Raw genomic sequence first — 25,298 nt, 5'->3', positions numbered from 1 at the left:
GGGCTCAGCAGCACCTCTCGTGGGCGTGGGCCGCCGCGACGTCGGTGCGGTGCCGCTCGAACGCGCGGCGGGTCATCGGCACCCGGCCGTCGGCGGCGCAGGCCGCGACGTGCCGGTCGTAGCGGTCCTCACCCGTCAGCGCCCGCAGGTACCAGCGGACGGCGGCGCCCCAGCGGCGGATCACTGCTGCCCCGACGGCTCGCGCTCCGCGGCCAGCCGGGCCCGCTCGGCGTCCAGCAGCGCCCGCTCCTGCGCGGTCGGGAAGAACCCGGAGGGCTCCACGATCCGGGAGGGCTCGGCCGGCACCTCGGTGGTGGGCAGGCCGCCGGCGCGGACCGCCCGCACGCAGACCACCGCGGCGTTGGCCACCACGACCAGCGCCAGCAGCGCGAACACCGACTGCAGGACGCCGTTGACGGTGGAGTTGGTGACCACCTGCGCCATCGCGGCCTCGTCGGTGGCCGGGGCGAGCACCTCACCGCGGGCCAGGGCATCGGCGTACTGCGCGCGCTGGGCGAAGTAGCCGACCTTGGGGTCGCCGGAGAACACCTTCTGGAACGACGCGGTCATGGTGATGAGCAGGACCCAGGCGAGGGGCACGGCGGTGACCCAGACCCAGCGCAGCTTGCCGTGCTTGACCAGCAGCGTCGTGCACAGCGTGAGCGCGATGGCGGCCAGCAGCTGGTTGGCGATGCCGAACAGCGGGAAGAGCTGGTTGATGCCGCCCAGCGGGTCGGTGACGCCGATGTAGAGGATGTAGCCCCAGGCGCCGACCACCACGGCCGAGGCCACCCAGCTGGCCGGCCACCAGGTCAGGTCGCCGAACCGCTTCCACACGTTGCCGACGGTGTCCTGCAGCATGAACCGGCCCACGCGGGTGCCGGCGTCGACGGCGGTGAGGATGAACAGCGCCTCGAACATGATCGCGAAGTGGTACCAGAAGGCCTGCAGCCCGCCGCCGAACGCGGTTTGGAAGATCTCCGAGATGCCGTAGGCCAGCGTCGGCGCGCCGCCGGTGCGGGAGACGAGCGTGGCCTCCTCGATGGTGTCCGCGGCGGCCTGCAGCTCGGCCGGGCTGATGGTGAAGCCGAGGTTGGCCACGAACGCCGACGCGCCCTCGACGGTGCCGCCGGTGGCCCCGGCCGGGGCGTTCATCGAGAAGTACAGCGCCGGGTCGAGGATGCACGCGGCGATGAGCGCGCTGATGGCCACGAAGGACTCCATCAGCATGCCGCCGTAGCCGATCACCCGGACCTGGCTCTCCTTGGCGACCATCTTCGGCGTCGTGCCCGAGGAGATCAGCGCGTGGAAGCCCGACAGGGCGCCGCAGGCGATGGTGATGAAGACGAACGGGAACAGGGAGCCGGCGAACACCGGGCCGTCGCCGGCGAGGGCGAAGCTGCTCACCGCGTCGTTCTGCAGCACCGGCATCGCGATGACCAGCCCGACGGCCAGCAGCACGATGACGCCGATCTTCATGAACGTCGACAGGTAGTCGCGCGGGGTGAGCAGCAGCCAGACCGGCAGCACCGAGGCGACGAAGCCGTAGACCACCAGCGCGATGACCAGCGTGGTCTTGTCCAGGGTGAGCGCGTCGCCCAGCGCGGTGCCGTCGACCATGCCGCCACCGATGATCGCGGCCAGCAGCAGGACGACGCCGATCGCGCTGGCCTCGAGCACCCGCCCGGGCCGGATCACCCGCAGGTAGACACCCATGAGGAGCGCGATCGGGATGGTCAGCGCGATGGAGAACACGCCCCACGGCGACTCGGCCAGGGCGTTGACCACGATGAGCGCCAGCACCGCCAGGATGATGATCATGATGGCGAAGACCGCGACCAGCGCCGCGACGCCGCCGACGACGCCGATCTCGGCGCGGATCATCTGGCCCAGGCTCTGCCCGTTGCGCCGCATCGAGAAGAACAGCACGACCATGTCCTGCACGGCACCGGCGGCGATGACGCCGACGATGATCCAGACGGTGCCGGGCAGGTAGCCCATCTGCGCGGCGAGCACCGGGCCGACCAGCGGGCCGGCGCCGGCGATCGCGGCGAAGTGGTGGCCGAAGAGCACCCGGCGGTCGGTGACCTCGAAGTCCCGGCCGTTCTCCAGCCGCTCGGCCGGGGTGGCCCGCCGGTCGTCGACCCGCAGCACCTTGTGCGCGATGAACTTGGAGTAGAAGCGGTAGGCGATCGCGTAGCTCGACAGCGCGGCGAACAGGATCCACAGCGCGCTGACGCTCTCCCCGCGGGACAGCGCGAGCACCGTCCAGCAGGTCGCCCCCACCAGGGCGACCAGCGTCCACACGACGACGCCCTGCGCGGTCGGGCGGCGCCGGCGGCGCGCCGGGTCGGACGGTGGGACGGCGCGCGCTGTGTCCGTGGTCACGCGCGCGACCCTAGCCCCCCTCACAGGGGGCGCACAGGCTACTGCTCGGCGGCCTGCTCGAAGGTGATGACGGTCCAGCCCAGCAGCAGCCGGTCGCCGTCGGAGAGCGCGTGCGCCACGCCCGGCTCCAGCTGGGTCCACTCGGTGGCCTCGGGGCCGGCGACGTGGGTGCCGTTGAGCGAGCCCAGGTCGACCAGCGACACCTCGCGGCCGGCGCGCTGGATGGCGGCGTGCGCCGAGGAGAGCACGTTCTGGGTGTCGGCGATCGGGACCGGCTTGGCCGTGCCCGAGGTGACCAGCTCGTGGCCGTCGGGGCGGCGGCCCAGCACCAGGTCGCTGTCGACGTCCACGACCATGCCGTCGTCGAAGCGCAGCACGGGGGCGGCCGGCGGGTCGGGCTGCCAGAAGGCGGTGGCGGCGCCGGCCTGCGCGGCCGGCTGCGGCTCGGAGACCGGCGCGGCGGCCGGTGCGCTGAAGCCGGAGTCCGAGCCGGCGGAGAACCGCTCGGCACCGGTGGAGCCCTGCGCGGCCGGCGCGGGGACGGCGACCGAGGCGGGGGTGGCCGCGGCCAGCTGCAGGGTGGCGCCGCTGCCGGGCACGGTGCCCTCGACGAGGTCGTAGGCCACGCCCGGCGGGACCGGCGAGGGCGAGGAACCCGGGCCGACGTAGAGGCTGGAGCCGAGGTCGAAGCCGCTGGCCAGCGTGCACCCGCCGCCGCTGGGCCGACCCGACACCGGGACGCCGTCCACGGCCGGCTGGCCCTTGCCCGACCACAGCGCGACGCCGGAGCCTGAGCCGTCGGCGGCGTCGGTGAGCACCAGGGCGAAGGAGGCACCACCGGAGGCCAGCGAGCCGACCTGGTCGGCGACCGCGGTCAGCACCCGGTCGGCGCCCGGACCGGCGAGCCCCAGGCAGGCGTGCAGCGTCGCGACGAGGGCCGGCGAGCCGGGGGCGTCGACCCACAGCAGGCCGCCGGCGCGGCGGGCGACGACGTCGTTCCCGGGGAGGACTTCACAGCGGTCGGGCATGTCGGCCAGCGTAGTGATCTCCCGGTGCCGAACGCCGCCGCGCGAGGCAGCCACGCCGGAGCGTGACGACCGACATGCCCCCTCGGTCACCACCAGTCACATCGGTCTCACCGAGTGGTCATGACGGGGGCGGATCGTCTCGTCCTGTGCGCGCGGTCGGGACCGTTGCGCGGGCCGGGTGGACGATCCGCCCCCGTGGTGTCCAGTCTCAGGCGTTGGTGACCACGCCCAGCTCGGCCGGGGTCGCCAGCGCCGGCGAGGACGGCAGCACCCGCACCGTGTAGCCGAAGGCACCGGTGCGCTCCAGCGGGACGGTGGCGGTGAACCAGTGCCGCGACCCCTCGCTGGCCTCGTGCGCCATCGCCACCGCGGTGACGTCGTGCAGCCCGTCGGCGTCGTCGACCCGGCCGTAGGCGGCCTGCACCAGCACGTCGCCGGTGACCAGGCCCGGCAGCTCCACCTCGGCCCGCAGGTCGATCGTCGAGCCGATCTCCGGGGTGTCGCCCACCCCGGTGGCCTCGACGTGGGCCACCCGCACCCCGCCCCAGTTGCTCAGCAGGTGCGAGCGCCACGCGGCCTGCTCGCGCGCCACCTGGTAGCCGCCCTCGGCCAGCGACCGGGCCGAGCCCGCCGCGGGCACGTAGAGCTGCTGCACGTAGTCGGCGACCATCCGGCTGGCCAGCACCTTGGGGCCGAGGTCCTTGAGGGTGTGCTTGACCATCTCGACCCACCGGGTGGGCACGCCGTCCCGGTCGGTCTCGTAGAACCGCGGCAGCACCTGCTTGTCGAGCAGGTCGTAGATGGCCGAGGCCTCGACGTCGTCGCGCCGCTCGGGGTCCTCCACGCCGTCGGCGGTCGGGATCGCCCAGCCGTTCTGGCCGTCGAACCACTCGTCCCACCAGCCGTCCTTGATGGACAGGTTCAGCCCGCCGTTGAGCGCGGACTTCATCCCCGACGTGCCGCAGGCCTCCAGCGGCCGCAGCGGGTTGTTCAGCCAGACGTCGCAGCCCCAGTAGAGGTAGCGGGCCATGCCGATGTCGTAGCCGGGCAGGAACGCGATGCGGTGCCGGATCTCGGGGTCGTCGGCGAACTTCACCATCTGCTGGATGAGCTGCTTGCCGCCGTCGTCGGCCGGGTGGCTCTTGCCCGCGATGACCAGCTGCATCGGCCGCTCGGGGTCCAGCAGCAGCGCCTTGAGCCGGGCCGGGTCGCGCAGCATGAGGGTCAGCCGCTTGTAGGAGGGCACCCGGCGGGCGAAGCCGATGGTGAGCACGTCGGGGTCGAACACCGAGTCGGTCCAGCCGAGCTCGGCCTCGGACGCCCCGCGCGACAGCGCGGTCTCGCGCACCCGGCGGCGCACCTCCTCGACCAGCCGGCCGCGCAGCAGCCGCCGGGTGCTCCACAGCTCGCCGGCGTCGATGCGGTCGACCTGGTCGAACCAGACCGGGCCGTCGACGTCGGCGGGGTCGCCCTGGCTGGAGGTCTGGGTGCCCAGCTCCACCAGCTCGCGGGCGGTCCAGGTGGCCGCGTGCACGCCGTTGGTGATCGAGGAGATCGGCACGTCCGCCTCGTCGAAGCCCGACCACAGCCCGCCGAACATGTCGCGGCTGACGTGGCCGTGCAGCTGGCTCACGCCGTTGGCGCGCTGGCCCAGCCGCAGGCCCATGTGGGCCATGTTGAACTTGGTCGGGTCCTCCTCGGCGCCCAGCGGCAGCAGGTCGTGCACCGCGACGCCGAAGCCGGCGAAGTAGCGCTCGATCAGCGCCCGGGGGAAGCGGTCGATGCCGGCCGGCACCGGGGTGTGCGTGGTGAACACCGTGCCGCCGCGGACGGCCTGCAGCGCCTCGGCGAAGGACAGGCCGTGGGACTCGGTGAGCTCGCGGATGCGCTCGACGCCCTGGAAGCCGGCGTGGCCCTCGTTGGCGTGGAAGACCTCGGGCTGCGGGGTGCCGGTGAGCGAGCAGTAGGCCCGCACCGCGCGCACGCCGCCGATGCCCAGCAGCATCTCCTGGCGCAGCCGGTGGTCCTCGCCGCCGCCGTAGAGCCGGTCGGTGACCCCGCGCTCGGCGGGGGCGTTCTCCTCGATGTCGCTGTCGAGCAGCAGCAGGGCGACCCGGCCGACCTGCGCCCGCCACACGTGGGCGTGCAGCACGCGGCCCTCGGGCAGCGGCACGGTGATGACGACGGCGTTGCCCTCGGCGTCGCGCAGCAGCTTCACCGGCAGGCCGTGCGGGTCCAGCGCGGGGTAGTGCTCCAGCTGCCAGCCGTCGGCCGACAGGCCCTGGGAGAAGTAGCCGGCGCGGTAGAACAACCCGATGCCGATCAGCGGGACGCCGAGGTCGGAGGCGGCCTTGAGGTGGTCACCGGCCAGGATGCCCAGGCCGCCGGAGTAGTTGGGCAGCACCTCGGTGATGCCGAACTCGGCGGAGAAGTAGGCGATCGACGCCGGGGCGTCGGCCCCCAGCGACTGGTACCAGTGCGGGGCGTCGAGGTAGTCCTGCAGGTCGTCGGTGACGTCGGAGAGCCGGCGCAGGAACCTGCGGTCCTTGGCCAGGGCGGCCAGCCGCTCCGCCGAGACCTCGCCGAGCACCCGGACCGGGTCGTGGCCGCAGCTGACCCACAGGTCGGGGTCGACGGCCTCGAACAGGTCGCGCGTCTCGGGGTGCCAGGACCAGCGCAGGTTCATCACCAGCGGGGCCAGCGGGAGCAGCGCCTCGGGGAGCGCTGCGCGGACGGTGAGTCGTCGGAGTGCTCGCACGTCACGAGCCTATCGACCAGGTACCACGTCCCCGGCCCGACCGCGGGCCCCCGGCCGAGGTGCCCGCCGACCCCGGCGCCGATAGCGTGACGGGGGTGACCGGCCGCGCTGATCTCCGTCTGGGCATCACCGACATCGACCCCGTCGTCGCCTGCGGGTCCTTCTCCGCCCGCGCCGTCGTCGGCGAGCACCTACCCATCACCGCCACCGTCTTCCGCGAGGGCCACGACGCCGTCGCGGCCAACGTCGTCTGGAGCCCGCCGGCCACCCCCGGCAAGCGGGCCACCCGGCCGCCGCTGCGGCGGATGCACCGGTACTCCGACCAGCCCGACCGGTGGACCACCACCGTCGTGGCCGACCGCGAGGGCCTGTGGACCTTCCAGGTCGAGGCCTGGGACGACCCCATCGGCACCTGGCACCACGCCGTCGAGGTGAAGGTGGACGCCGGCCAGGGCGCCGCCGACCTCGCCAACGACCTGGAGGAGGGTGCCCGGCTGCTCGACGAGGTCGGCCGGGCCGTCCCGAAGGAGCACCGCACCGCCGTCGCCGCGGCCGCCACCGCACTGCGCGACGAGACGCTCGAGCTCCCGGCCCGGCTCGCCCCGGCGCTGGCCCCGGCGATGACCGACCTGCTGCACGCCCACCCGGTGCGCCGGCTGGTCACCCGCTCCCCCCGCTACGAGGTGTGGGTCGACCGCGAGCGGGCGCTCTACGGCTCCTGGTACGAGTTCTTCCCCCGCTCGGAGGGCCCCGTCGTCGACGGCGTGCCCACCCACGGCACCTTCGCCGACGCGGCGCAGCGGCTGCCGGCGATCGCGGCCATGCAGTTCGACGTCGTCTACCTGCCCCCGATCCACCCGATCGGCACGGTCAACCGCAAGGGCAAGAACAACACCCTGACCACCGTCGAGGGCGACGTCGGGTCGCCGTGGGCGATCGGCAGCGCGGACGGCGGCCACGACGCGGTGCACCCCGAGCTGGGCACGATGGCCGACTTCGAGGCCTTCGTCGCCCGCACCCGGGAGCTGGGCATGGAGGTGGCGCTGGACTTCGCGCTGCAGGCGGCCCCCGACCACCCGTGGGTCACCGAGCACCCGGAGTTCTTCACCACCAAGCCCGACGGCACCATCGCCTACGCGGAGAACCCGCCGAAGAAGTACCAGGACATCTACCCGATCAACTTCGACAACGACCCGGCCGGCATCTACGCCGAGGCCCGCCGCGTGCTGCAGGTCTGGATCGACGCCGGGGTCAAGGTCTTCCGGGTCGACAACCCGCACACCAAGGCCATCAACTTCTGGCACTGGCTGATCTGGGACGTCAAGAAGAGCCACCCGGACGTGCTCTTCCTCGCCGAGGCCTTCACCAAGCCCGCGATGATGCACCAGCTGGCCCGGGTCGGGTTCACCCAGAGCTACACCTACTTCACCTGGCGCACGGAGAAGTGGGAGATCGAGCAGTACGGCCGCGAGCTGGCCGGCACCGCGCACTACATGCGGCCCAACTTCTTCGTCAACACCCCGGACATCCTGCACGCGTCGCTGCAGTTCGGCGGCCCGCCGATGTTCAAGATCCGCGCGGTGCTGGCGTCGATGATGAGCCCGACCTGGGGCGTCTACTCCGGCTACGAGCTCTACGAGCACGTGGCGCTCAAGCCGGGCAGCGAGGAGTACCTCGACACCGAGAAGTTCCAGCTGCGCCCCCGCGACTACGACGGCGCGCTCGCCCAGGGCCGCTCGCTGGCGCCCTACCTGACCCGGCTCAACCAGGTCCGGCGCGAGCACCCGGCGCTGCAGCAGCTGCGCACGCTGCGCTTCCACGACGTCGACAACGAGAACCTGATCTGCTTCTCCAAGACCGACCCGGCCTCCGGCGACGCCGTCCTGGTCGTGGTGTCCCTGTCCAGCCAGCACACCCAGATCGGCACCACCGCGCTGGACATGGGCGCCCTGGGCCTGGAGTGGTCCGACCGGTTCACCGTGACCGACCAGATCACCGGCGCGCAGTACGAGTGGGGCCAGTTCAACTACGTCGAGCTCGACCCCTACCGCGAGCCCGCGCACGTCTTCACCGTCACCCGCCACGCCCCGCTGGGCTGAGCGCACCCGACCCCGAGAACCGAGGACCGAGCTCCCCCATGACCGTCCCCGCCCAGCACGCCGACCGGCCGGGTTTGCCGGCACCCGGTGCCGACCCGGAGTGGTACAAGCGCGCCGTCTTCTACGAGGTCCTCGTCCGGGGCTTCGCCGACTCCAACGCCGACGGCATCGGCGACCTGCGCGGCATGATCGGCAAGCTGGACTACCTGCAGTGGCTCGGCGTCGACTGCCTGTGGCTGCCGCCGTTCTTCGCCTCGCCGCTGCGCGACGGCGGCTACGACGTCGCCGACTACACCGCGGTGCTGCCCGAGTTCGGCGACATCGAGGACTTCAAGGAACTGGTCGGCAAGGCCCACGAGCGGGGCATGCGGATCATCATCGACTTCGTCATGAACCACACCTCGGACCAGCACCCCTGGTTCCAGGCCAGCCGCAACGACCCCGAGGGCCCCTACGGCGACTTCTACGTGTGGAGCGACGACGACACGAAGTACTCCGACGCGCGGATCATCTTCGTCGACACCGAGGTCTCGAACTGGACCTTCGACCCGGTGCGCAAGCAGTACTTCTGGCACCGGTTCTTCAGCCACCAGCCCGACCTGAACTTCGAGAACCCCAAGGTGGTCGAGGCGATCCTCGACGCGCTGCGGTTCTGGCTCGACCTGGGCATCGACGGGTTCCGCCTGGACGCCGTCCCCTACCTGTTCGAGGAGGAGGGGACCAACTGCGAGAACCTCCCCAAGACCCACGAGCTGCTCAAGACCGTCCGCAAGGTGGTCGACGCCGAGTACCCCGACCGGGTGCTGCTGTGCGAGGCCAACCAGTGGCCGGCCGACGTCGTCGAGTACTTCGGCGAGGACGGCGACGAGTGCCAGATGGCCTTCCACTTCCCGGTCATGCCGCGGTTGTTCATGGCCGTCCGCCGGGAGCAGCGGTTCCCGATCTCGGAGATCATGGCCCAGACGCCGGCCATCCCCGAGAACTGCCAGTGGGGCGTCTTCCTCCGCAACCACGACGAGCTGACCCTCGAGATGGTCACCGACGAGGAACGCGACTACATGTGGGGCGAGTACGCCAAGGACCCCCGGATGAAGGCCAACATCGGCATCCGCCGGCGGCTGGCCCCGCTGCTGGACAACGACACGAACACCCTCGAGCTGTTCACCGCGCTGCTGCTCTCCCTGCCCGGGTCCCCGGTCCTGTACTACGGCGACGAGATCGGCATGGGCGACAACATCTGGCTCGGTGACCGCGACGGCGTCCGCACCCCGATGCAGTGGACCCCCGACCGCAACGGCGGGTTCTCCACCGCCGACCCGCAGCGGATGCACCTGCCGCTGGTCGCCGACCCGGTCTACGGCTACCAGGTCACCAACGTCGAGCAGCAGATGCGCAACACCACCTCGATGCTGCACTGGATCCGGCGGATGATCTCCGTCCGCAAGGAGCACCCGACCTTCGGCGTCGGCACCTTCACCGAGGTCGGCTCGCGCAACCCCACCGTGCTGTCCTTCGTCCGCGAGCTCGGCGACGACGTGGTGCTGTGCGTGAACAACCTGTCGCGCTTCCCGCAGCCGGTGGAGCTGGACCTGCGCCGCTTCGAGGGTTGCATCCCGGTCGAGCTGACCGGGCGGGTGGAGTTCCCGACCATCGGGGTGCTGCCCTACATGCTCACCCTCGCCGGGCACGGCTTCTACTGGTTCGAGCTGTCCAAGCCGGCCACGCCGGCCACCGAGGAGGACGACGAGGCCTGGGAGACCGCCACCAGCTCCAGCGTGGCGCAGTCGCTGCTGGACGCCGGCATCGTCGGCTCGACCGAGGACCCGCCCGGCGGCAGCGGCGGCCTGGGCGTCGAGGGGAGCGACCGATGAGCGCGCTGACCGACCTGCTGGCCGAGTGGATGCCGCACCAGCGCTGGTTCGGCGGCAAGGGCCGCGAGTGGGCGTCGGTGGCCGAGGACGGCTTCTTCCTCGACGAGGCCTCCCCCGTGCTGTCGGTGCACCGGGTGCGGATCGGCTACGCCGACGGCGCCGAGGAGACCTACCTGGTCCCGCTGTCCTGGCGCAGCGAGGCCGACGAGGAGGTCGCGCACGCCTACGTCGGCTCGGTCGGCGACAACCACGCCTACGACGCGATGCGCGACCGCGACGCCACCGTGCCGTGGCTGACCCACCTGGTCGCGGCCTCCACCGTCGGCCCGATGCACTTCCACCCCGCCGGCGTCGCCTACATCCCCGAGGGCCTGCCCGGCGACGTCATCTCCGGCGAGCAGTCCAACACCTCGCTGATCTACGGCGAGACGGCGATCCTCAAGCTGTTCCGCCGGCTCGAGCCCGGGCTCAACCCCGACGTCGAGGTGCACGAGGCGCTGCGGGGCACCGACAACCCGCACATCGCCCCGCTGCTGGGCCACGTGGAGATCGACGGCGACCCGGGCACCGAGCCGGCCACCGTCGCGTTCCTGCAGTCCTTCGTGCCCAACGCCAGCGACGGCTGGCGGCTGGCCACCTCCAGCGTGCGCGACCTCTACGCCGAGGCCGACCTGCACGCCGACGAGGTGGGCGGCGACTTCGCCGGCGAGGCCGAGCGGCTGGGCGAGGCCACCGCCGCCGTGCACCGCGACCTGGCCGCGGTGCTGCCCACCGCCGAGGTGGGTGCCGACTGGTACGCCGAGCTCGCCACCCAGCTCACCGCCCGGCTGGACGCCGCCGTCGGCATCGTCCCCGAGCTGGCCGAGCACGCCGACGGACTGCGGGCGCTCTACGCCGACGTCGCGGGCCTGACCGAGCCGACCACCGCGCAGCGGGTGCACGGCGACCTGCACCTCGGCCAGGTGCTGCGCACCACCACCGGCTGGATCGTGCTGGACTTCGAGGGCGAGCCGGCCCGGTCGCTGGCCGCCCGCCGGGAGCTGGACACCCCGCTGCGCGACGTCGCCGGGATGCTGCGCTCCTTCGACTACGCCGCCCGGCACCTGCTCGTCGAGCAGCCCGGGGAGACGCAGCTGGCCTACCGGGCCCAGGAGTGGGCCGAGCGCAACCGCGCGGCGTTCTGCGAGGGCTACGCCGGCGCCAGCGGCACCGACCCCGCGACCTCCCCGCTGCTGCAGGCGCTGGAGGCCGACAAGGCCGTCTACGAGTGCGTCTACGAGGCGCGCAACCGCCCGCACTGGCTGATGATCCCGTTGACCTCCCTGGCCCGCCTGGCCGCGAGCTGACCGACCCACCACAGGACGGAGCCACGATGACCTCCCCGGACCACCCCCAGGACCATCCGCACGACCCCCTCGACCCCGACGACCTGCAGCGCGCCGTGCAGGAGAAGACCGAGGCGTTCGAGGCCGAGCTCGAGCAGGCCGAGCGCGACAGCCCGAGCAACCCCGGCCAGGGCGTCACCGCCACCCCGGTGGTCGCCCCGGCGCCGGTCGCCGAGCCGGGCAACCCGTCGGCGCCCTCGGCGCCGCAGCCCGAGCCCCCGGACGGCGACCCCGCCGAGCCCGGTCACCCGGAACCGCGCGAGGACGGCCAGCAGGCCGGCACCGGCGGCGACACCCCCGCGGAGACCGCCGACCTGTCCCCCGCCTCGACCAGCCCCGACACCGGTGGCACCCCGGGGGGGGACCAGGGGCCCGCCGCTGACCGCGCGCCGGAGCACCCCAGCCACGCGGTCGCCTCGCCCGGGCGCACCCGCGCCGCCTCGCCGTCCACCCCGCCGGTCGAGCCGACCGTCGTGGCCGGCGACCCGGTCGACCCCGACGCGGTGCGCGCCGTCGTCGAGGGCTGGTCGCACGACCCGCACGCCGTCCTCGGCGCGCACCCGGTCGGCGACGGCTGGGCCGTGCGCACGCTGCGGCCCGACGCGGTCGCGGTGACCGTCGTCGACCAGGACGGCACCCGCTACGAGGCACCCCAGCTGCACGGGGGCGGCGTCTACGAGGCGCAGCTCCCCCAGCAGCCCGGCGACTACCGCGTCGAGGTGGTCTACGGCGACGGGCAGGGCGGCACGACCACCGTGCTGGCCGACGACCCCTACCGCTGGCTGCCCACCCTCGGCGAGATCGACCAGCACCTGATCCGCGAGGGCCGGCACGAGCGGCTGTGGGAGGTGCTCGGCGCGCACGTGCGCAGCTACGACACCCCCGGCGGCACGGTCACCGGCGTCTCCTTCGCCGTCTGGGCGCCCAACGCCCGCGGCGTCAAGGTGACCGGCGACTTCGACTGGTGGCAGGCCCGCGCCCTGCCGATGCGCTCGCTGGGCTCCTCCGGCGTCTGGGAGCTGTTCGTCCCCGGCGCCGAGGTGGGCCAGCGCTACCGCTTCCACGTCCTCGGCGCCGACGGCCAGTGGCGGGAGAAGAGCGACCCGATGGCCTTCGCCACCGAGGTCCCGCCGCTCAACGCCAGCGTCATCACCAGCTCCGAGTACGAGTGGGGCGACGACGCGTGGCTCGCGGAGCGCGCCGAGGGCAACTGGCACCAGCGGCCGGTCAGCGCCTACGAGGTGCACCTGGGGTCCTGGAAGCAGGGCCTGTCCTACCGGCAGCTGGCCGACGAGCTGGTCGAGTACGCCACCTACGCCGGGTTCACCCACCTGGAGTTCATGCCGGTCGCCGAGCACCCCTTCGGCGGGTCCTGGGGCTACCAGGTCACCGGGTACTACGCGCCGTCGGCGCGCTTCGGCGTCCCCGACGACTTCCGCTACCTGGTCGACAAGGCCCACCAGGCCGGCCTCGGCGTGATCATCGACTGGGTCCCCGCGCACTTCCCCAAGGACGACTGGTCGCTGGGCCGCTTCGACGGCACCGCCCTCTACGAGCACGGCGACCCCCGCCGCGGCGAGCAGATGGACTGGGGCACCTTCGTCTTCGACTTCGGCCGCTCCGAGGTGCGCAACTTCCTCGTCGCCAACGCCCTGTACTGGTGCAAGGAGTTCCACGTCGACGGACTCCGCGTGGACGCCGTGGCCTCGATGCTCTACCTCGACTACTCGCGCAAGGAAGGCGAGTGGACGCCGAACATCCACGGCGGGCGGGAGAACCTCGAGGCGGTGGCGTTCCTGCAGGAGATGAACGCGACCGTGTACCGCGAGGTCCCCGGCGTGATGACCATCGCCGAGGAGTCCACCGCGTGGCCCGGGGTCACCCGGCCGACCTACCTCGGCGGCCTGGGCTTCGGGTTCAAGTGGAACATGGGCTGGATGCACGACTCGCTCGGCTACGTCGAGAAGCAGCCGGTGCACCGGGTCTACCACCACAACCAGCTCACCTTCTCGCTGGTCTACGCCTACAGCGAGAACTACGTGCTGCCCATCAGCCACGACGAGGTCGTCTACGGCAAGGGCTCGCTGCTGCGGAAGATGCCCGGTGACCGCTGGCAGCAGCTGGCCAACGTGCGTGCCTACCTGGCCTACATGTGGGCCCACCCGGGCAAGCAGCTGCTGTTCATGGGCCAGGAGTTCGCCCAGGACGGCGAGTGGGCCGACTCCCGGTCGCTGGACTGGTGGCACCTCGACGACCCGGCGCACCGGGCCGTGCTCTCCCTGGTCGCCGACCTGAACGCCCGGTACAAGGAGATCGAGGCGCTCTGGAGCCAGGACGTCGACCCCGGCGGGTTCCAGTGGATCGACGCCAACGACGCCTCGGGCAACGTGCTGAGCTTCCTGCGCTACGGCTCGGGCGGGTCCGCGCTGGCGTGCGTGGCCAACTTCGCCGGCACCCCGCACGAGGGGTACCGGATCGGCCTGCCGCGCGGTGGCCGCTGGCGCGAGGTGCTCAACACCGACGCCGAGGGCTACGGCGGCTCCGGCGTGGGCAACCTGGGCGGGGTGGACGCCGTCCCCGAGCCCTGGCACGGCCAGCCGTTCTCCGCGACGGTCAGCGCCCCGCCGCTGGGCACCACCTGGTTCCTGCACGAGGGCTGACGCCTCCGGGCCCCGGACTCCCCCTCGGGGTGGTCCGGGGCCCGTCTCGTCGCGGGGGCGCCCGCGGTCGGCCATGATGGTCCCGCCGTCCGGGCCGGTTCCGGACCGACGCAGAACGGGAGCCCATGACCGCGACGTCCCGCCCGGTGGCCCTGGCCGCCGGCCTCGTGTCCCTGGCCCTGCTGGTCTCCGGGTGCGGCACGAGCATCGTGACCGGCCAGGCGAGCTCCGCGCAGCCCCCGATCACCGACGTCGCGCCCGAGCAGTTCCCGATCACCGGCGCCGCGGAGACCCCGGCCGACGTCACCGCGCGCAACGCGCTGGCCGACCTGGTCGACTTCTGGACGCAGCAGTTCCCGGAGGTCTACGGCGAGGACTTCCCGCAGCTGGCCGGCGGCTACTTCTCCGTCGACCCCGGTGACGTCGACGAGTCGGCCTACCCCGACGGCGAGATCGGCTGCAGCGCCGCCCCCGAGGAGGTGGAGCAGAACGCGTTCTACTGCCCGCCCGACGTCGGCGCCTCCAACGAGGACTCGATCAGCTACGACCGGGCCTTCCTGCAGGAGCTCGCCGACGAGTACGGCCGCTTCCTGCCCGCGCTGATCATGGCCCACGAGTTCGGCCACGCCATCCAGGGCCGGGTCGGCTACCCGGCGAACGACACCTCGATCAACACCGAGACGCAGGCCGACTGCTTCGCCGGTGCCTGGACCCGCTGGGTCGCCGACGGCAACGCCTCCCACGAGACCATCCGCGCGCCCGAGCTCGACGGGCTGCTGGCCGGCTACTTCATCGTCCGCGACCCCCCGGGGACCAGCGCCGAGGACACCCAGGCGCACGGCTCCTACTTCGACCGCGTGTCGGCCATCCAGGACGGCTACGACGGCGGCGCCGCGGCCTGCCGGGACAACTACGAGTCCGACCGGGTCTTCACCCAGGGCGAGTTCACCGACGCGGACCTGGTCAACGACGGCAACGCCCCGCCGGATGAGGTCGCCGGCCTGATCCAGACCGCGCTGCCCGAGTACTACACCGACTCCTTCCCCGACGACCTGGGCACCGACTTCAGCGACCCGACCATCGAGTCCTTCGACGGCGACGCCCCGGGCTGCCTGGCACCGGACACCAAGGCCGGCTTCTGCGCCGACGACGACACCGTCTACTACGACGAGACCGACCTCGCCGAGCCCGCCTACGACGAGATCGGCGACTACGCGGTGCTCACCGCGGTGGCCATCCCCTACGGCCTGGCCGCCCGCCAGCAGCTCGGGCTGTCCACCGACGACGAGGACGCCATCCGCTCGGCCACCTGCCAGGCCGGCGCCTTCTCCGGGGCCGCCCTCTACGGCGAGGTGCCGACCATCCGGCTGTCCCCCGGCGACTTCGACGAGGCCGTGACCTTCCTGCTCAGCTACGGCAAGGACCCGACCGTCTTCCCCGACGTCAGCCTCTCGGGCTTCCAGCTGGTCGACGTCTTCCGGCAGGGCTTCCTGTACGGCCTGACCTCCTGCGGGCTGGAGGCCTGACCGGCCGCCCTCAGAAGAGGGCGGCGGACAGCTGCCGGCGGGCGGCCCCGACCCGGGGGTCGTCGTTGCCCACGACGCCGAACAGCTCGACCAGGTGCAGCCGCGCGGCGTCCCGGTCCTCCCCCGCGGTGCGCCGGACGACGTCCAGCAGCCGGGCGAAGGCCCCGTCGACGTCGCCGGTGCCGAGCAGGAAGTCCGCGGCGCGGGTCTGCGCGGCGACGTCGTCGGGGGCGGCGTCGGCGGCGTCCAGCGCGTTCGGGCCGGCCTCCTCGGCGCGGCGGAACAGCGCGACCTGCTTGATGGCGACCGAGGCCACCGGGTGGTCGGGCTCGGCGTCGAGGATCTGCTGGTAGGCGGCCTCCGCCCCGGCGAGGTCACCGGCGTCGAGGGCGGCCTCGGCGGCGTCCAGGCGCGGGTCCTCGGGCTCCTCGGGCTCGGCGGCGGCCCCGGGGACCGCTCCCCCGGTGGTGGCCGCGACGAGCTCGGTGACGAACTGCCGGGCCTGCTCCTCGGGGATGGCCCCGGTGAACTCGGCGACCAGCTGGCCCTGCCACACGGCCTTGACCGCGGGGATGCCCTGCACGCGCAGGCCCTGGGCCAGGTTGGGGTTGCCGTCGACGTCGACCTTGGCCAGCACCCAGCTGCCCCCGCCCTCGGCGGCCAGCTTCTCCAGCACCGGGGAGAGCTGCTTGCAGGGGCCGCACCACTCGGCCCACAGGTCCAGCACGACCGGGACCTGGAAGGAGCGGTCGATGACCTCGGTCTGGAAGGTGGCCTCGTCGACGTCGACCACGGCGGCCCCGGGCGCACCGGCGGGGGCCGCGGCGCTGGGCGGCGGGGCGGCCGCCGCGCGGGCGGCGGCGTCCGAGCGCGCCTTCACCGCGGCCAGGTCGACCGCCCCGGCCAGCGAGGCGGCCAGCTGGGCCTGCTGCGCGGCGGCGCGGGGGTCGGTGGGCTGGCCGGGTCGGGCGGGGCGGGACGGCTGCATGGGGGCCATCGTCCCACCGCCGGGACCGGTCCGCCGGGGCCACCCCGGGCCGCTGTGGGGCTCGTCACGCCTGGTTGCGACCCGCCCCCGGGGTCTGGCTACGGTGGGCGAGCCGGCCGGGCGGGGCACCCCGCGACCGACCGGCACCGCCAGGGCACCCGCGTCGGTCGACGACCGGCGCGCGGGTCCGGCCGGGCAGTTCGGCGACCGCCGCGGGCGGGCCGATCCAGGATGCGCCGGAGCGCAGCTGTCCCCGACGTCCGTCCGCCCCTGCCCCGCAGCGGTGCGGTCCGGTGTCCCCGGCGGACGACCAGGAGAGGACCGATCCGTGGCCCCCACCTCCATGACCTCCCCCAGCACCACCACCGGCCTGCGCAGCCGCCTCGGCCGGTTCGTGTTCACCGGCGCCGCCGCGGCCGCCCTGGCCGTCGGCGTCCTGCCCGGCGCCACCGGTACCGCCCAGGCCGCACCCGTCGCGGTGACCGACGCCCCCGCGCCGTCCTCGGGCATCGTGGCCCCCACCCCGGCGACCCAGACCGCAGTCGACCACGCGATGGCCCAGGTCGGCGACGCCTACGCCTACGGCGGCAACGGCCCCTCCGCCTACGACTGCTCCGGGCTGACCCAGCAGTCCTTCGCCGCCGCCGGGGTGGAGCTGCCCCGCCGCAGCGCCGACCAGGCCGCCGTCGGCACCCCGGTGGACCGCGCCGCGCTGCAGCCCGGCGACCTGGTCTTCTACTACTCGCCGGTCAGCCACGTGGCGATCTACATCGGCGACGGCCAGGTGGTGCACGCGCTGAACTCCGACACCGGCGTCGTCACCGGCAGCGTCGACATGCCCGGCTACCAGTTCGCCCGCCGCGTCGCCTGACCACCCCTGACCCCGCTGGATGTGACATCCAGCGGGGTCGCGGTGTCCCGACACCGCGACGAGTCACATCCAGCAGCCTGGCCGACGGGCCCGGACCCGGGCGCCCCTGTGGACACTCCGGACGACGGCTCCCCGGTGCGCCATCCTGCGGCCGTGCCGCCGATGCCGTCCTGCCCTCCCGAGCTCCGGGCCGTCGTCTTCCGCGGCTCCGATGCGGTGCGGGGCGGACAGCTGACCCCCGCGCACCTGCGCTCCACCGCGTTCCGTGCCCTGGCCCGGGACCTGTACGCCGGGCCGGACGTCGTGCTCGACCACCGCACGCGCGCTGCCGCCGTCCGGTTGCTGCTGCCGTCCGCGGTGGTGTGCGGCCGGAGCGCCGCCGTGCTGTGGGGTGTGCCGCTGGCCGGGCCGGCCGACGACGTCGAGGTGACCCTTCCGCCGGGGAGCACGGCCGGCCGGATCCACGGCGTCGCGGTCCGTCGGCGTGCGCTGCCGCCCGAGGAGGTGGTGGTACGCGGCGTCCCGGTCACCGACCTGGTCCGTACCGGGCTCGACCTCGCCGTGGCCGCACCCCGCGACGACGCCGTCGTCCTGGTCGACCGCTTCCTGGGCGCCGTGCCGGTCGACCAGCCCGAGCTGCTCGCCGCGGCCGTGGCGGACCGCTCGCGGGGTGCCCGCCGGGCCGAGGACGTCGTCCGGTTGGCCGACGGTCTCGCGGAGTCACCGACGGAGACCGTCGTCCGGCTGCTCCTGCACCGGTCGCGGTTGCCCCGGCCGGTCGCCCAGTTCCGCGTCGTGCACGGGGGTCGGGAGATCGCCCGGGTCGACTTCGCCTGGCCGGGGCACCGGGTCGCACTGGAGTACGACGGCCGCTGGCACGGCGGCACCGAGCAGTTCGCCCGCGACCGGGCACGCCTGAACCGGCTGACCGCCGCCGGCTGGCGGGTCGTCTTCGTGACGGCCGAGGACCTGAGGCACCCGACGGCGCTGGTGGCCCGGGTCGCGGCCGAGCTGTCCCGCTCGATGTGACATCCGGCGGGCTCCTGGCCGACCGACACCGCAACGAGTCACATCGAGCGGGAACCGAGCGCCGGGGTCAGGTGGGCGGGGCGGGGCGCAGGGGTGGGACGTCGCGGACGCCGAACACCTTCCGCAGGGCCACCCGTGCCGCGTTGTCGCCGCACATGCCGTGCACCGCGGGCCCGGGCGGGGTGGCCGCCGAGGCCAGGAAGACGTGGTCCATCGGCGTGGAGTAGGTGTTCCAGCGCGGCACCGGGCGGGCCAGCATCTGCAGCAGCGACGCCTCGCCGTTGGAGATGTCGCCGCCGACGTTGTTGGGGTTCCACTCCTGCATCTGCGGGGCGGTCTTCGTCGCCCGCGCCAGGATCGTGTCCCGGAAGCCGGGGGCGAACCGCTCGACCTGGGCCTCGATCTGGGTGGTCATGTCGACGTCCGAGCCGTGCGGCACGTGCACGTAGGCCCAGAACACGTGCTTGCCCTCGGGTGCCCGGGTCGGGTCGACCACGGTGGGCTGGACGGCCAGCACGTAGGGCCGGTCGGTGAGCCGGCCGGCGGCGGGCGCGGCCTCCCCGGCGATGGTCTCGGCCAGGGTGCCGGCCACGTGCACGGTGCCGGCCCGGCGGACGTCGGGGTGGGTCCACGGCACCGGGTCCGACAGCGCCCAGTCGACCTTGAACACGCCCGGGCCGTGCTTGTAGCGGCGCACCCAGCGCCCGTAGCCCGGGGGCAGGCGGTCCCCGGCCATGGCGACGAACGCGTCGGGCGAGGTGTCCAGCAGCACCGCCGCGACGCCGTCGAACTCGCGCAGGTCGGTGACCTCGTGGTCGTACTCCACCGAGCCGCCCTGCTGCTCCAGCGCGGTGACCATCGCGTCGGCCATCCGCTGCGTGCCGCCCTCGGGCAGCGGCCAGCCGCGGTGGTGGGCCAGCATCGTGAGCACCATGCCCAGGCCCGCGGTGAGCGGGCGGGTCAGGTCGAGCATCCCGTGCGCCGCGGCGCCGCCGACCAGCGCGCGGGCCGGTTCGCCGTCGAAGGCGCGGTGGGCCAGCCAGCGGACGTTGGGCAGCGCGTTGAGGGCGAACCGGGTGACCGCGCCGGGGCTTCGGGTGGGCAGCCGCCGGAAGGCCGAGGACAGGAAGTAGTCGATGACGTCGTCGCCGTGCTCCACCAGCGGGCCGAGCAGCGCGCGGTAGGCGTCCCCGTCGGCGCCGAGGCCGGCCGCCGTGCGCTCCAGGTCGTGGTGGGCGATCGCGGCCTGCCCGCCGTCCAGCGGGTGGGCGAAGGCGATCTCGGGGTGGATCATCCGCACCCCGCGGGAGGCCCAGTCGAACTCCCGGAAGAACGGGGAGGCCACGCCCATCGGGTGCACCGCGGAGCAGATGTCGTGCGCGAAGCCGGGGAGCGTGACCTCCTCGGTGCGCATGCCCCCGCCGGGCCGGGACGCCCGCTCCACGACCTGCACCCGCAGGCCCGCGGCCGACAGCCGCAGGGCGGCGGCCAGCCCGTTCGGCCCGGCTCCGACGACGACGGCATCCGGTCGCGAACTCATGGGCCCAGTCTCCCCCGGGCCCCCTCAGAGCCGCCCGACGAGCTCGTCCGCCGCGGCGTAGGGGTCGCACTCCCCCGCGACCACCCGGTCGGCGAGCGCGTCGACCGCACCCGCCCCGCCGACGTCGCCCATCCGCCGGCGCAGCTCGCCGACGGCGATGGCCTCGATCTCCCGCGCGGCCCGGACCCGGCGGCGCCGGTCGCCCTCGCCGGAGGAGGCGAGCCAGGCCCGGTGCTCCTCGACCCGGGCCAGCACGTCGTCCACGCCGCGCCCCTCCGACGCGACGGTGCGCACCACCGGTGCCCGCCAGTCCGACGGCGGCGCCATGGTGAGCATGGAGCGCAGCTCGCGGGTGGTGCGGTCGGCACCCTCGCGGTCGGCCTTGTTCACCACGAACACGTCGGCGACCTCGAGGATCCCGGCCTTGGCGGCCTGGACGCCGTCGCCCATCCCCGGCGCCACCAGCACCAGGGTGGTGTCGGCGAGCGAGGCGACCTCCAGCTCGGACTGGCCCACGCCGACGGTCTCCACGACGACGACGTCGCAGCCGGCGCCGTCGAGCACCCGCAGCGCCTGCGGGGTGGCCCAGGACAGCCCGCCGAGATGCCCCCGGGAGGCCATCGAGCGGATGAAGACGCCGGGGTCGTCGGCGTGGTCACCCATCCGCACCCGGTCCCCGAGCAGCGCGCCGCCGGAGAACGGGGACGAGGGGTCGACGGCCAGCACCCCGACCCGCAGGTCGCGCTCGCGCAGGCCGCGGATCAGCGCGGTGGTGGTCGTGGACTTGCCGACCCCGGGCGGGCCGGTGATGCCCAGCACCTGGGCCCGGCCGGTGTGCGGGGCCAGCGCCGCGGCGACCTCGCGCAGCGCCGGGCTCTCCTGCTCCACGAGGGAGATCAGCCGGGCGACCGAGCGCGGGTCGCCGTCCCGGGCGCCGGCGACGAGCGCGCCGACGTCCGGGGTCCGGCGTCCCACCGTCAGGCGGGGACGTGCACGACCAGGGCGTCGCCCTGGCCACCGCCACCGCACAGCGCGGCCGCACCGGTGCCGCCGCCGCGGCGCTTGAGCTCCAGCGCCAGGTGCAGCACGATGCGCGCGCCGCTCATGCCGACCGGGTGGCCCAGCGCGATGGCGCCGCCGTTGACGTTGACCTTCTCCGGGTCCAGCCCGAGCTCCCGGGTGGACACGATGCCCACCGCGGCGAAGGCCTCGTTGATCTCGACCAGGTCCAGGTCGGCCGGGCTGATGCCCTCCCGCTCGCAGGCCGCGGCGATGGCCCGCGACGGCTGCTGCTGCAGGGTGGCGTCGGGACCGGCGACGACGCCGTGCGCGCCGATCTCGGCCAGCACCGTGCAGCCGAGCTCGGCGGCCTTGGCCGCGCTCATCACGACGACGGCGCAGGCGCCGTCGGAGATCTGCGAGGCGGTGCCCGCGGTGATCGTGCCGTCCTTCGTGAACGCCGGCTTCAGCTTGCCGAGCGACTCGGTGGTGGTGTCGGCGCGGATGCCCTCGTCCTCGCGGAACTCGATCGGGTCGCCCTTGCGCTGCGGGATCTGCACCGTAACGACCTCGTCGTCGAACAGCCCGTTCTTGTGCGCGGCGGCCGCGCGCTGGTGACTGGCCGCGGCGAAGGCGTCCTGCTCCTCGCGGGTCAGGTCGTAGCGGCTGTTGGCCTGCTCGGTCAGCAGGCCCATGGCGACCTGGTCGAAGGTGTCGGACAGCCCGTCGTGGGCCATCGCGTCGACCAGCGTCGTGTCGCCGTACTTGGTGCCGGTGCGCGAGTTCGCGAGCAGGTGCGGCGCCTGGGTCATCGACTCCATGCCACCGGCGACGACGACGTCGAACTCCCCGGCCCGGATGAGCTGGTCGGCCAGCGCGATGGCGTCGATGCCGGACAGGCACACCTTGTTCAGGGTGAACGAGGGCACGCTCATCGGGATGCCGCCGGCGACCGCGGCCGGGCGGGCCGGGTTCTGGCCGGCCCCGGCCAGGATGACCTGGCCCATGATCACGTACTCGACCTGGTCGCCGCTGACCCCGGCCTTCTCCAGGGCGCCCTTGATGGCGACGCCGCCGAGGTCGGCGGCGGAGAAGTCCTTGAGGGAGCCGAGCAGCCGGCCCATCGGGGTGCGGGCGCCGCCGACGATGACGGAGCGGTTCTGGGCTGCGGGCTTGACCATCGGTCCTCCAGGGGTGCGCACCGCCCTCGTTGGCGGCGTCCCCGAGCGTAGGGCGCCCCGGTGGCCCGTGCCGACGGCTGGTGACCGACCTCACCCAGGGTTCCGGTCGTGCACAACCGGGCAGTGAGCTCATGACCCTGCACCCCACCCGAGGGAGATCGACCCATGCCCCGCGTGACCGTCGGCACCGAGAACTCCGCCCCGATCGAGCTGTACTACGAGGACCACGGCACCGGCCGCCCGGTCGTGCTCATCCACGGCTGGCCGCTGTCCGGCAAGTCCTGGGAGGCCCAGGTGCCCGCCCTGGTCGAGGCCGGCCACCGCGTGGTCACCTACGACCGCCGGGGCTTCGGCGAGTCGGACAAGCCCTTCGACGGCTACGACTACGACACCTTCGCCGCCGACCTGGACGCCCTGCTCACCCACCTGGACCTCACCGACGTCACCCTCGTCGGCTTCTCCATGGGTGGCGGCGAGGTGGTGCGCTACATCGCCCGCCACGGCACCGACCGGGTCCGCTCCGCGGTGCTGGCCGCCGCCGTCCCGCCGTACCTGTACCAGAGCGACGACAACCCGGACGGCGGCCTGGACGACGCCACCATCGAGGCCTTCCAGGACGGCGTGCGCACCGACCGTCCCGCCTTCCTCGAGGACTTCACGGAGAACTTCTTCGCCGCGGGCGAGCACAAGGACCTGGTCAGCAGCGCCCAGAAGGCCTTCGCCCGGCAGATCGCCCACGTCGCCTCCCCGAAGGGCACGCTGGACTGCATCACCGCGTTCGGCCGCACCGACTTCCGCGACGACCTGACGAAGGTCACCGTGCCGACGCTGGTCATCCACGGCGACAGCGACGCCGTCGTCCCGTTCGAGGTCTCCGGCAAACGGTCGGCCGAGTCCATCGCCGACGCCCAGCTCGTGGTGATCGAGGGCGGCCCGCACGGCATCAACGCCAGCCACGCGCAGGAGTTCAACGCGGCGCTGCTGGAGTTCCTCGCCCGCTGACCTGCGACGACCGACGGCCCGGGTGCACCCGCACCCGGGCCGTCGGCGTGTGGGCAGGGTCACCCGGCCCGACCCGGTCGGACAGGTGCGCGGTACCGCGGGTCACGGCAACATGCCCGCATGAGCGTCGACGGAGCCGCACTGCCCACCGAGCTGTTCACCACCATCGACCACGTCGGGATCGCCGTCCCGGACCTGGACGAGGCGATCGCCTTCTACGACAGGTCCTTCGGGGTGCGGTCGGTGCACGAGGAGACGAACGAGGAGCAGGGCGTCCGCGAGGCGATGCTCGCCGTCGGGTCCGGCGACACCCGGATTCAGCTGCTGGCCCCGCTCACCCCGGAGTCGACGATCGCGAAGTTCATCGGCCGGTCGGGCCCGGGCCTGCAGCAGCTGGCCTTCCGGGTCACCGACGTCGAGGCGGTCAGCGCCACCCTCCGCGAGCGCGGCCTGCGGCTGCTCTACGACGAGCCCCGCCGCGGCACCGCCGGCAGCCGGGTCAACTTCGTGCACCCCAAGGACGCCGGGGGCGTGCTCGTCGAGATCGTGGAACCGGCCACACCCCACTGACATCCGACCTACCCGTCAGTAACATCCGCCAGCACACCGAGCCAACGACGACCCGGGGAGCAGCACGTGAACGAGATCAGGGACGCCATCCTGTCCGACCAGCTGACCGACATCGGGGGGCTGGGCGTGCCCGCCTCCTACCGCGCGGTGCTGGTGCGCAAGGACGAGCAGGACATGTTCGAGGGCCTGGCCACCAAGGACAAGGACCCCCGCAAGAGCCTGCACGTGGAGGAGGTGCCCACTCCCGAGCTGGGCCCGGGTGAGGCGATCGTGGCCGTGATGGCCTCCTCGGTGAACTACAACACCGTGTGGACCTCGATCTTCGAGCCGGTGAGCACGTTCGGGTTCCTGGAGCGCTACGGGCGGGTCTCCGAGCTCACCAAGCGGCACGACCTGCCCTACCACGTGGTGGGCTCCGACCTCGCCGGCGTCGTGCTGGCCGTGGGGCCCGGGGTGAACAAGTGGAAGGCCGGCGACGAGGTCGTCGCGCACTGCCTGTCGGTGGAGCTGGAGGACCCGGCCGGCCACGACGACACGATGATGGACCCCCAGCAGCGCATCTGGGGCTTCGAGACCAACTTCGGCGGCCTGGCGGAGCTGGCACTGGTCAAGAGCAACCAGCTGCTGCCCAAGCCCGCCCACCTCACCTGGGAGGAGGCGGCCGCCCCCGGGCTGGTCAACGCGACGGCCTACCGGCAGCTGGTCAGCAAGAACGGCGCCAACATGAAGCAGGGCGACACCGTGCTGATCTGGGGCGCCTCGGGCGGGCTGGGCTCCTACGCCACCCAGATGGCCCTCAACGGCGGCGCCATCCCCGTCTGCGTGGTCTCCAGCCCCGAGAAGGCCGAGATCGTGCGGAAGATGGGCGCCGAGCTGGTCATCGACCGCTCCGCCGAGGGCTACCGGTTCTGGAAGGACGAGAAGACCCAGGACCCCAAGGAGTGGCAGCGGTTCGGCAAGAAGATCCGCGAGCTCACCGGTGGTGAGGACATCGACATCGTCTTCGAGCACCCCGGCCGGGAGACCTTCGGCGCCAGCGTCTACGTCGCCAAGAAGGGCGGCACGATCATCACCTGCGCCTCGACCTCGGGCTACCTGCACGAGTACGACAACCGCTACCTGTGGATGAACCTCAAGAAGATCCTGAGCTCGCACTTCGCGAACTACAAGGAGGCCTACGAGGCCAACCGGCTCATCGACCGCGGCCTCATCCACCCCACGGTGTCCAAGGTCTACCCGATGGCCGAGGTCGGCCAGGCCGCCCGCGACGTCCAGATGAACTCCCACCAGGGCAAGGTCGGCGTGCTGACCCTCGCCCCCGAGGAGGGCCTGGGCGTCCGCGACACCGCCAAGCGCGAGAAGCACCTGGACGCGATCAACCGGTTCCGCGGCCTGTAGCCGGC

The 25,298-nt window shown here is 73.3% G+C and carries 18 protein-coding genes; 10 read left to right on the top strand and 8 right to left on the bottom strand.

The window, feature by feature from the left end:
* Positions 1-4 precede the first annotated feature (4 nt).
* From BM158_RS07045 to glgP, 4 genes are all read right to left on the bottom strand, one after another.
* Positions 5-184 (bottom strand): YbdD/YjiX family protein, encoded by a 180-nt coding sequence (locus BM158_RS07045; RefSeq protein WP_091065790.1) that lies wholly within the window; start codon positions 182-184, stop codon positions 5-7.
* Complete coding sequence (locus tag BM158_RS07040; RefSeq protein WP_091555806.1) at positions 181-2,388, bottom strand: carbon starvation CstA family protein; 2,208 nt, start codon at positions 2,386-2,388, stop codon at positions 181-183. Before BM158_RS07040 ends, BM158_RS07045 begins: the two co-directional genes overlap by 4 nt.
* A 38-nt stretch (positions 2,389-2,426) precedes the next feature.
* The gene (locus BM158_RS07035) at positions 2,427-3,416 is read right to left on the bottom strand and encodes an FHA domain-containing protein (RefSeq protein WP_091555804.1); all 990 of its coding nucleotides are present in this window, start codon (positions 3,414-3,416) and stop codon (positions 2,427-2,429) included.
* A 208-nt stretch (positions 3,417-3,624) separates the two neighbouring features.
* Entirely contained in the window at positions 3,625-6,174 is a 2,550-nt protein-coding gene (gene glgP, locus BM158_RS07030) for an alpha-glucan family phosphorylase (RefSeq protein WP_091555802.1), read from the bottom strand.
* Between the two features lie 95 nt (positions 6,175-6,269).
* Between glgP and BM158_RS07025 the strand changes: the two genes are divergently transcribed.
* The 5 genes from BM158_RS07025 (at position 6,270) to BM158_RS07005 (ending at position 15,715) form a co-directional block, all read left to right on the top strand.
* Entirely contained in the window at positions 6,270-8,273 is a 2,004-nt protein-coding gene (locus tag BM158_RS07025; RefSeq protein ID WP_091555800.1) for an alpha-1,4-glucan--maltose-1-phosphate maltosyltransferase, read from the top strand.
* A 38-nt stretch (positions 8,274-8,311) separates the two neighbouring features.
* Positions 8,312-10,144: a maltose alpha-D-glucosyltransferase gene (gene treS / locus BM158_RS07020; protein ID WP_091555798.1), complete on the top strand. Its 1,833-nt coding sequence runs from the start codon at positions 8,312-8,314 to the stop codon at positions 10,142-10,144.
* Positions 10,141-11,490: a maltokinase N-terminal cap-like domain-containing protein gene (locus BM158_RS07015; RefSeq protein WP_091555796.1), complete on the top strand. Its 1,350-nt coding sequence runs from the start codon at positions 10,141-10,143 to the stop codon at positions 11,488-11,490. The genes treS and BM158_RS07015 overlap by 4 nt, the downstream gene beginning before the upstream one ends.
* 26 nt (positions 11,491-11,516) lie before the next feature.
* Positions 11,517-14,189 (top strand): 1,4-alpha-glucan branching protein GlgB, encoded by a 2,673-nt coding sequence (glgB, locus tag BM158_RS07010; RefSeq protein WP_091555795.1) that lies wholly within the window; start codon positions 11,517-11,519, stop codon positions 14,187-14,189.
* 125 nt (positions 14,190-14,314) lie between these two features.
* The gene (locus tag BM158_RS07005) at positions 14,315-15,715 is read left to right on the top strand and encodes a neutral zinc metallopeptidase (protein ID WP_091555793.1); all 1,401 of its coding nucleotides are present in this window, start codon (positions 14,315-14,317) and stop codon (positions 15,713-15,715) included.
* 10 nt (positions 15,716-15,725) lie between these two features.
* On the opposite strand, the gene BM158_RS07000 is transcribed toward BM158_RS07005, so the two are convergent.
* Positions 15,726-16,703, bottom strand: coding sequence for a tetratricopeptide repeat protein (locus tag BM158_RS07000; RefSeq protein ID WP_091555791.1), 978 nt, complete (start codon positions 16,701-16,703; stop codon positions 15,726-15,728).
* A gap of 328 nt (positions 16,704-17,031) precedes the next feature.
* Here BM158_RS07000 and BM158_RS22660 point away from each other — a divergent pair, with 328 nt between their 5' ends.
* A complete protein-coding gene (locus BM158_RS22660) occupies positions 17,032-17,574 on the top strand; it encodes a C40 family peptidase (RefSeq protein WP_268247915.1) in 543 nt (180 codons plus the stop codon).
* 162 nt (positions 17,575-17,736) lie between these two features.
* Positions 17,737-18,603 carry a hypothetical protein gene (locus tag BM158_RS06990; protein ID WP_091556439.1) on the top strand — a complete coding sequence of 289 codons (867 nt, stop codon included), beginning with the start codon at positions 17,737-17,739 and terminating at the stop codon, positions 18,601-18,603.
* Positions 18,604-18,670: 67 nt separating this feature from the next.
* Here BM158_RS06990 and BM158_RS06985 read toward each other — a convergent pair whose 3' ends face one another.
* From BM158_RS06985 to BM158_RS06975, 3 genes are read right to left on the bottom strand one after another with little or no spacing between them, the layout of a single operon-like run.
* A complete protein-coding gene (locus BM158_RS06985; RefSeq protein ID WP_091555788.1) occupies positions 18,671-20,143 on the bottom strand; it encodes a phytoene desaturase family protein in 1,473 nt (490 codons plus the stop codon).
* Positions 20,144-20,167: 24 nt separating this feature from the next.
* Positions 20,168-21,118 carry a methylmalonyl Co-A mutase-associated GTPase MeaB gene (gene meaB / locus BM158_RS06980; RefSeq protein WP_091555787.1) on the bottom strand — a complete coding sequence of 317 codons (951 nt, stop codon included), beginning with the start codon at positions 21,116-21,118 and terminating at the stop codon, positions 20,168-20,170.
* Between the two features lie 2 nt (positions 21,119-21,120).
* Entirely contained in the window at positions 21,121-22,323 is a 1,203-nt protein-coding gene (locus BM158_RS06975) for an acetyl-CoA C-acetyltransferase (protein ID WP_091555786.1), read from the bottom strand.
* Between the two features lie 165 nt (positions 22,324-22,488).
* On the opposite strand from BM158_RS06975, the gene BM158_RS06970 reads away from it, so the two are divergent.
* The 3 genes from BM158_RS06970 to ccrA all read left to right on the top strand — a co-directional run bounded on the left by BM158_RS06970 (position 22,489) and on the right by ccrA (position 25,293).
* Positions 22,489-23,325, top strand: a complete 837-nt coding sequence (locus BM158_RS06970) for an alpha/beta fold hydrolase (protein WP_091555784.1) — start codon at positions 22,489-22,491, stop codon at positions 23,323-23,325.
* A 120-nt stretch (positions 23,326-23,445) separates the two neighbouring features.
* The gene (gene mce, locus BM158_RS06965) at positions 23,446-23,895 is read left to right on the top strand and encodes a methylmalonyl-CoA epimerase (protein ID WP_091555783.1); all 450 of its coding nucleotides are present in this window, start codon (positions 23,446-23,448) and stop codon (positions 23,893-23,895) included.
* A gap of 66 nt (positions 23,896-23,961) precedes the next feature.
* The gene (gene ccrA, locus BM158_RS06960) at positions 23,962-25,293 is read left to right on the top strand and encodes a crotonyl-CoA carboxylase/reductase (protein ID WP_091555782.1); all 1,332 of its coding nucleotides are present in this window, start codon (positions 23,962-23,964) and stop codon (positions 25,291-25,293) included.
* Positions 25,294-25,298 lie beyond the last annotated feature (5 nt).

This window comes from Klenkia taihuensis (assembly GCF_900112525.1).
Lineage (GTDB): Bacteria > Actinomycetota > Actinomycetes > Mycobacteriales > Geodermatophilaceae > Klenkia > Klenkia taihuensis.
Note: the sequence above shows the minus strand (reverse complement) of the source record. Positions and strands in the feature narration are given on the sequence as shown.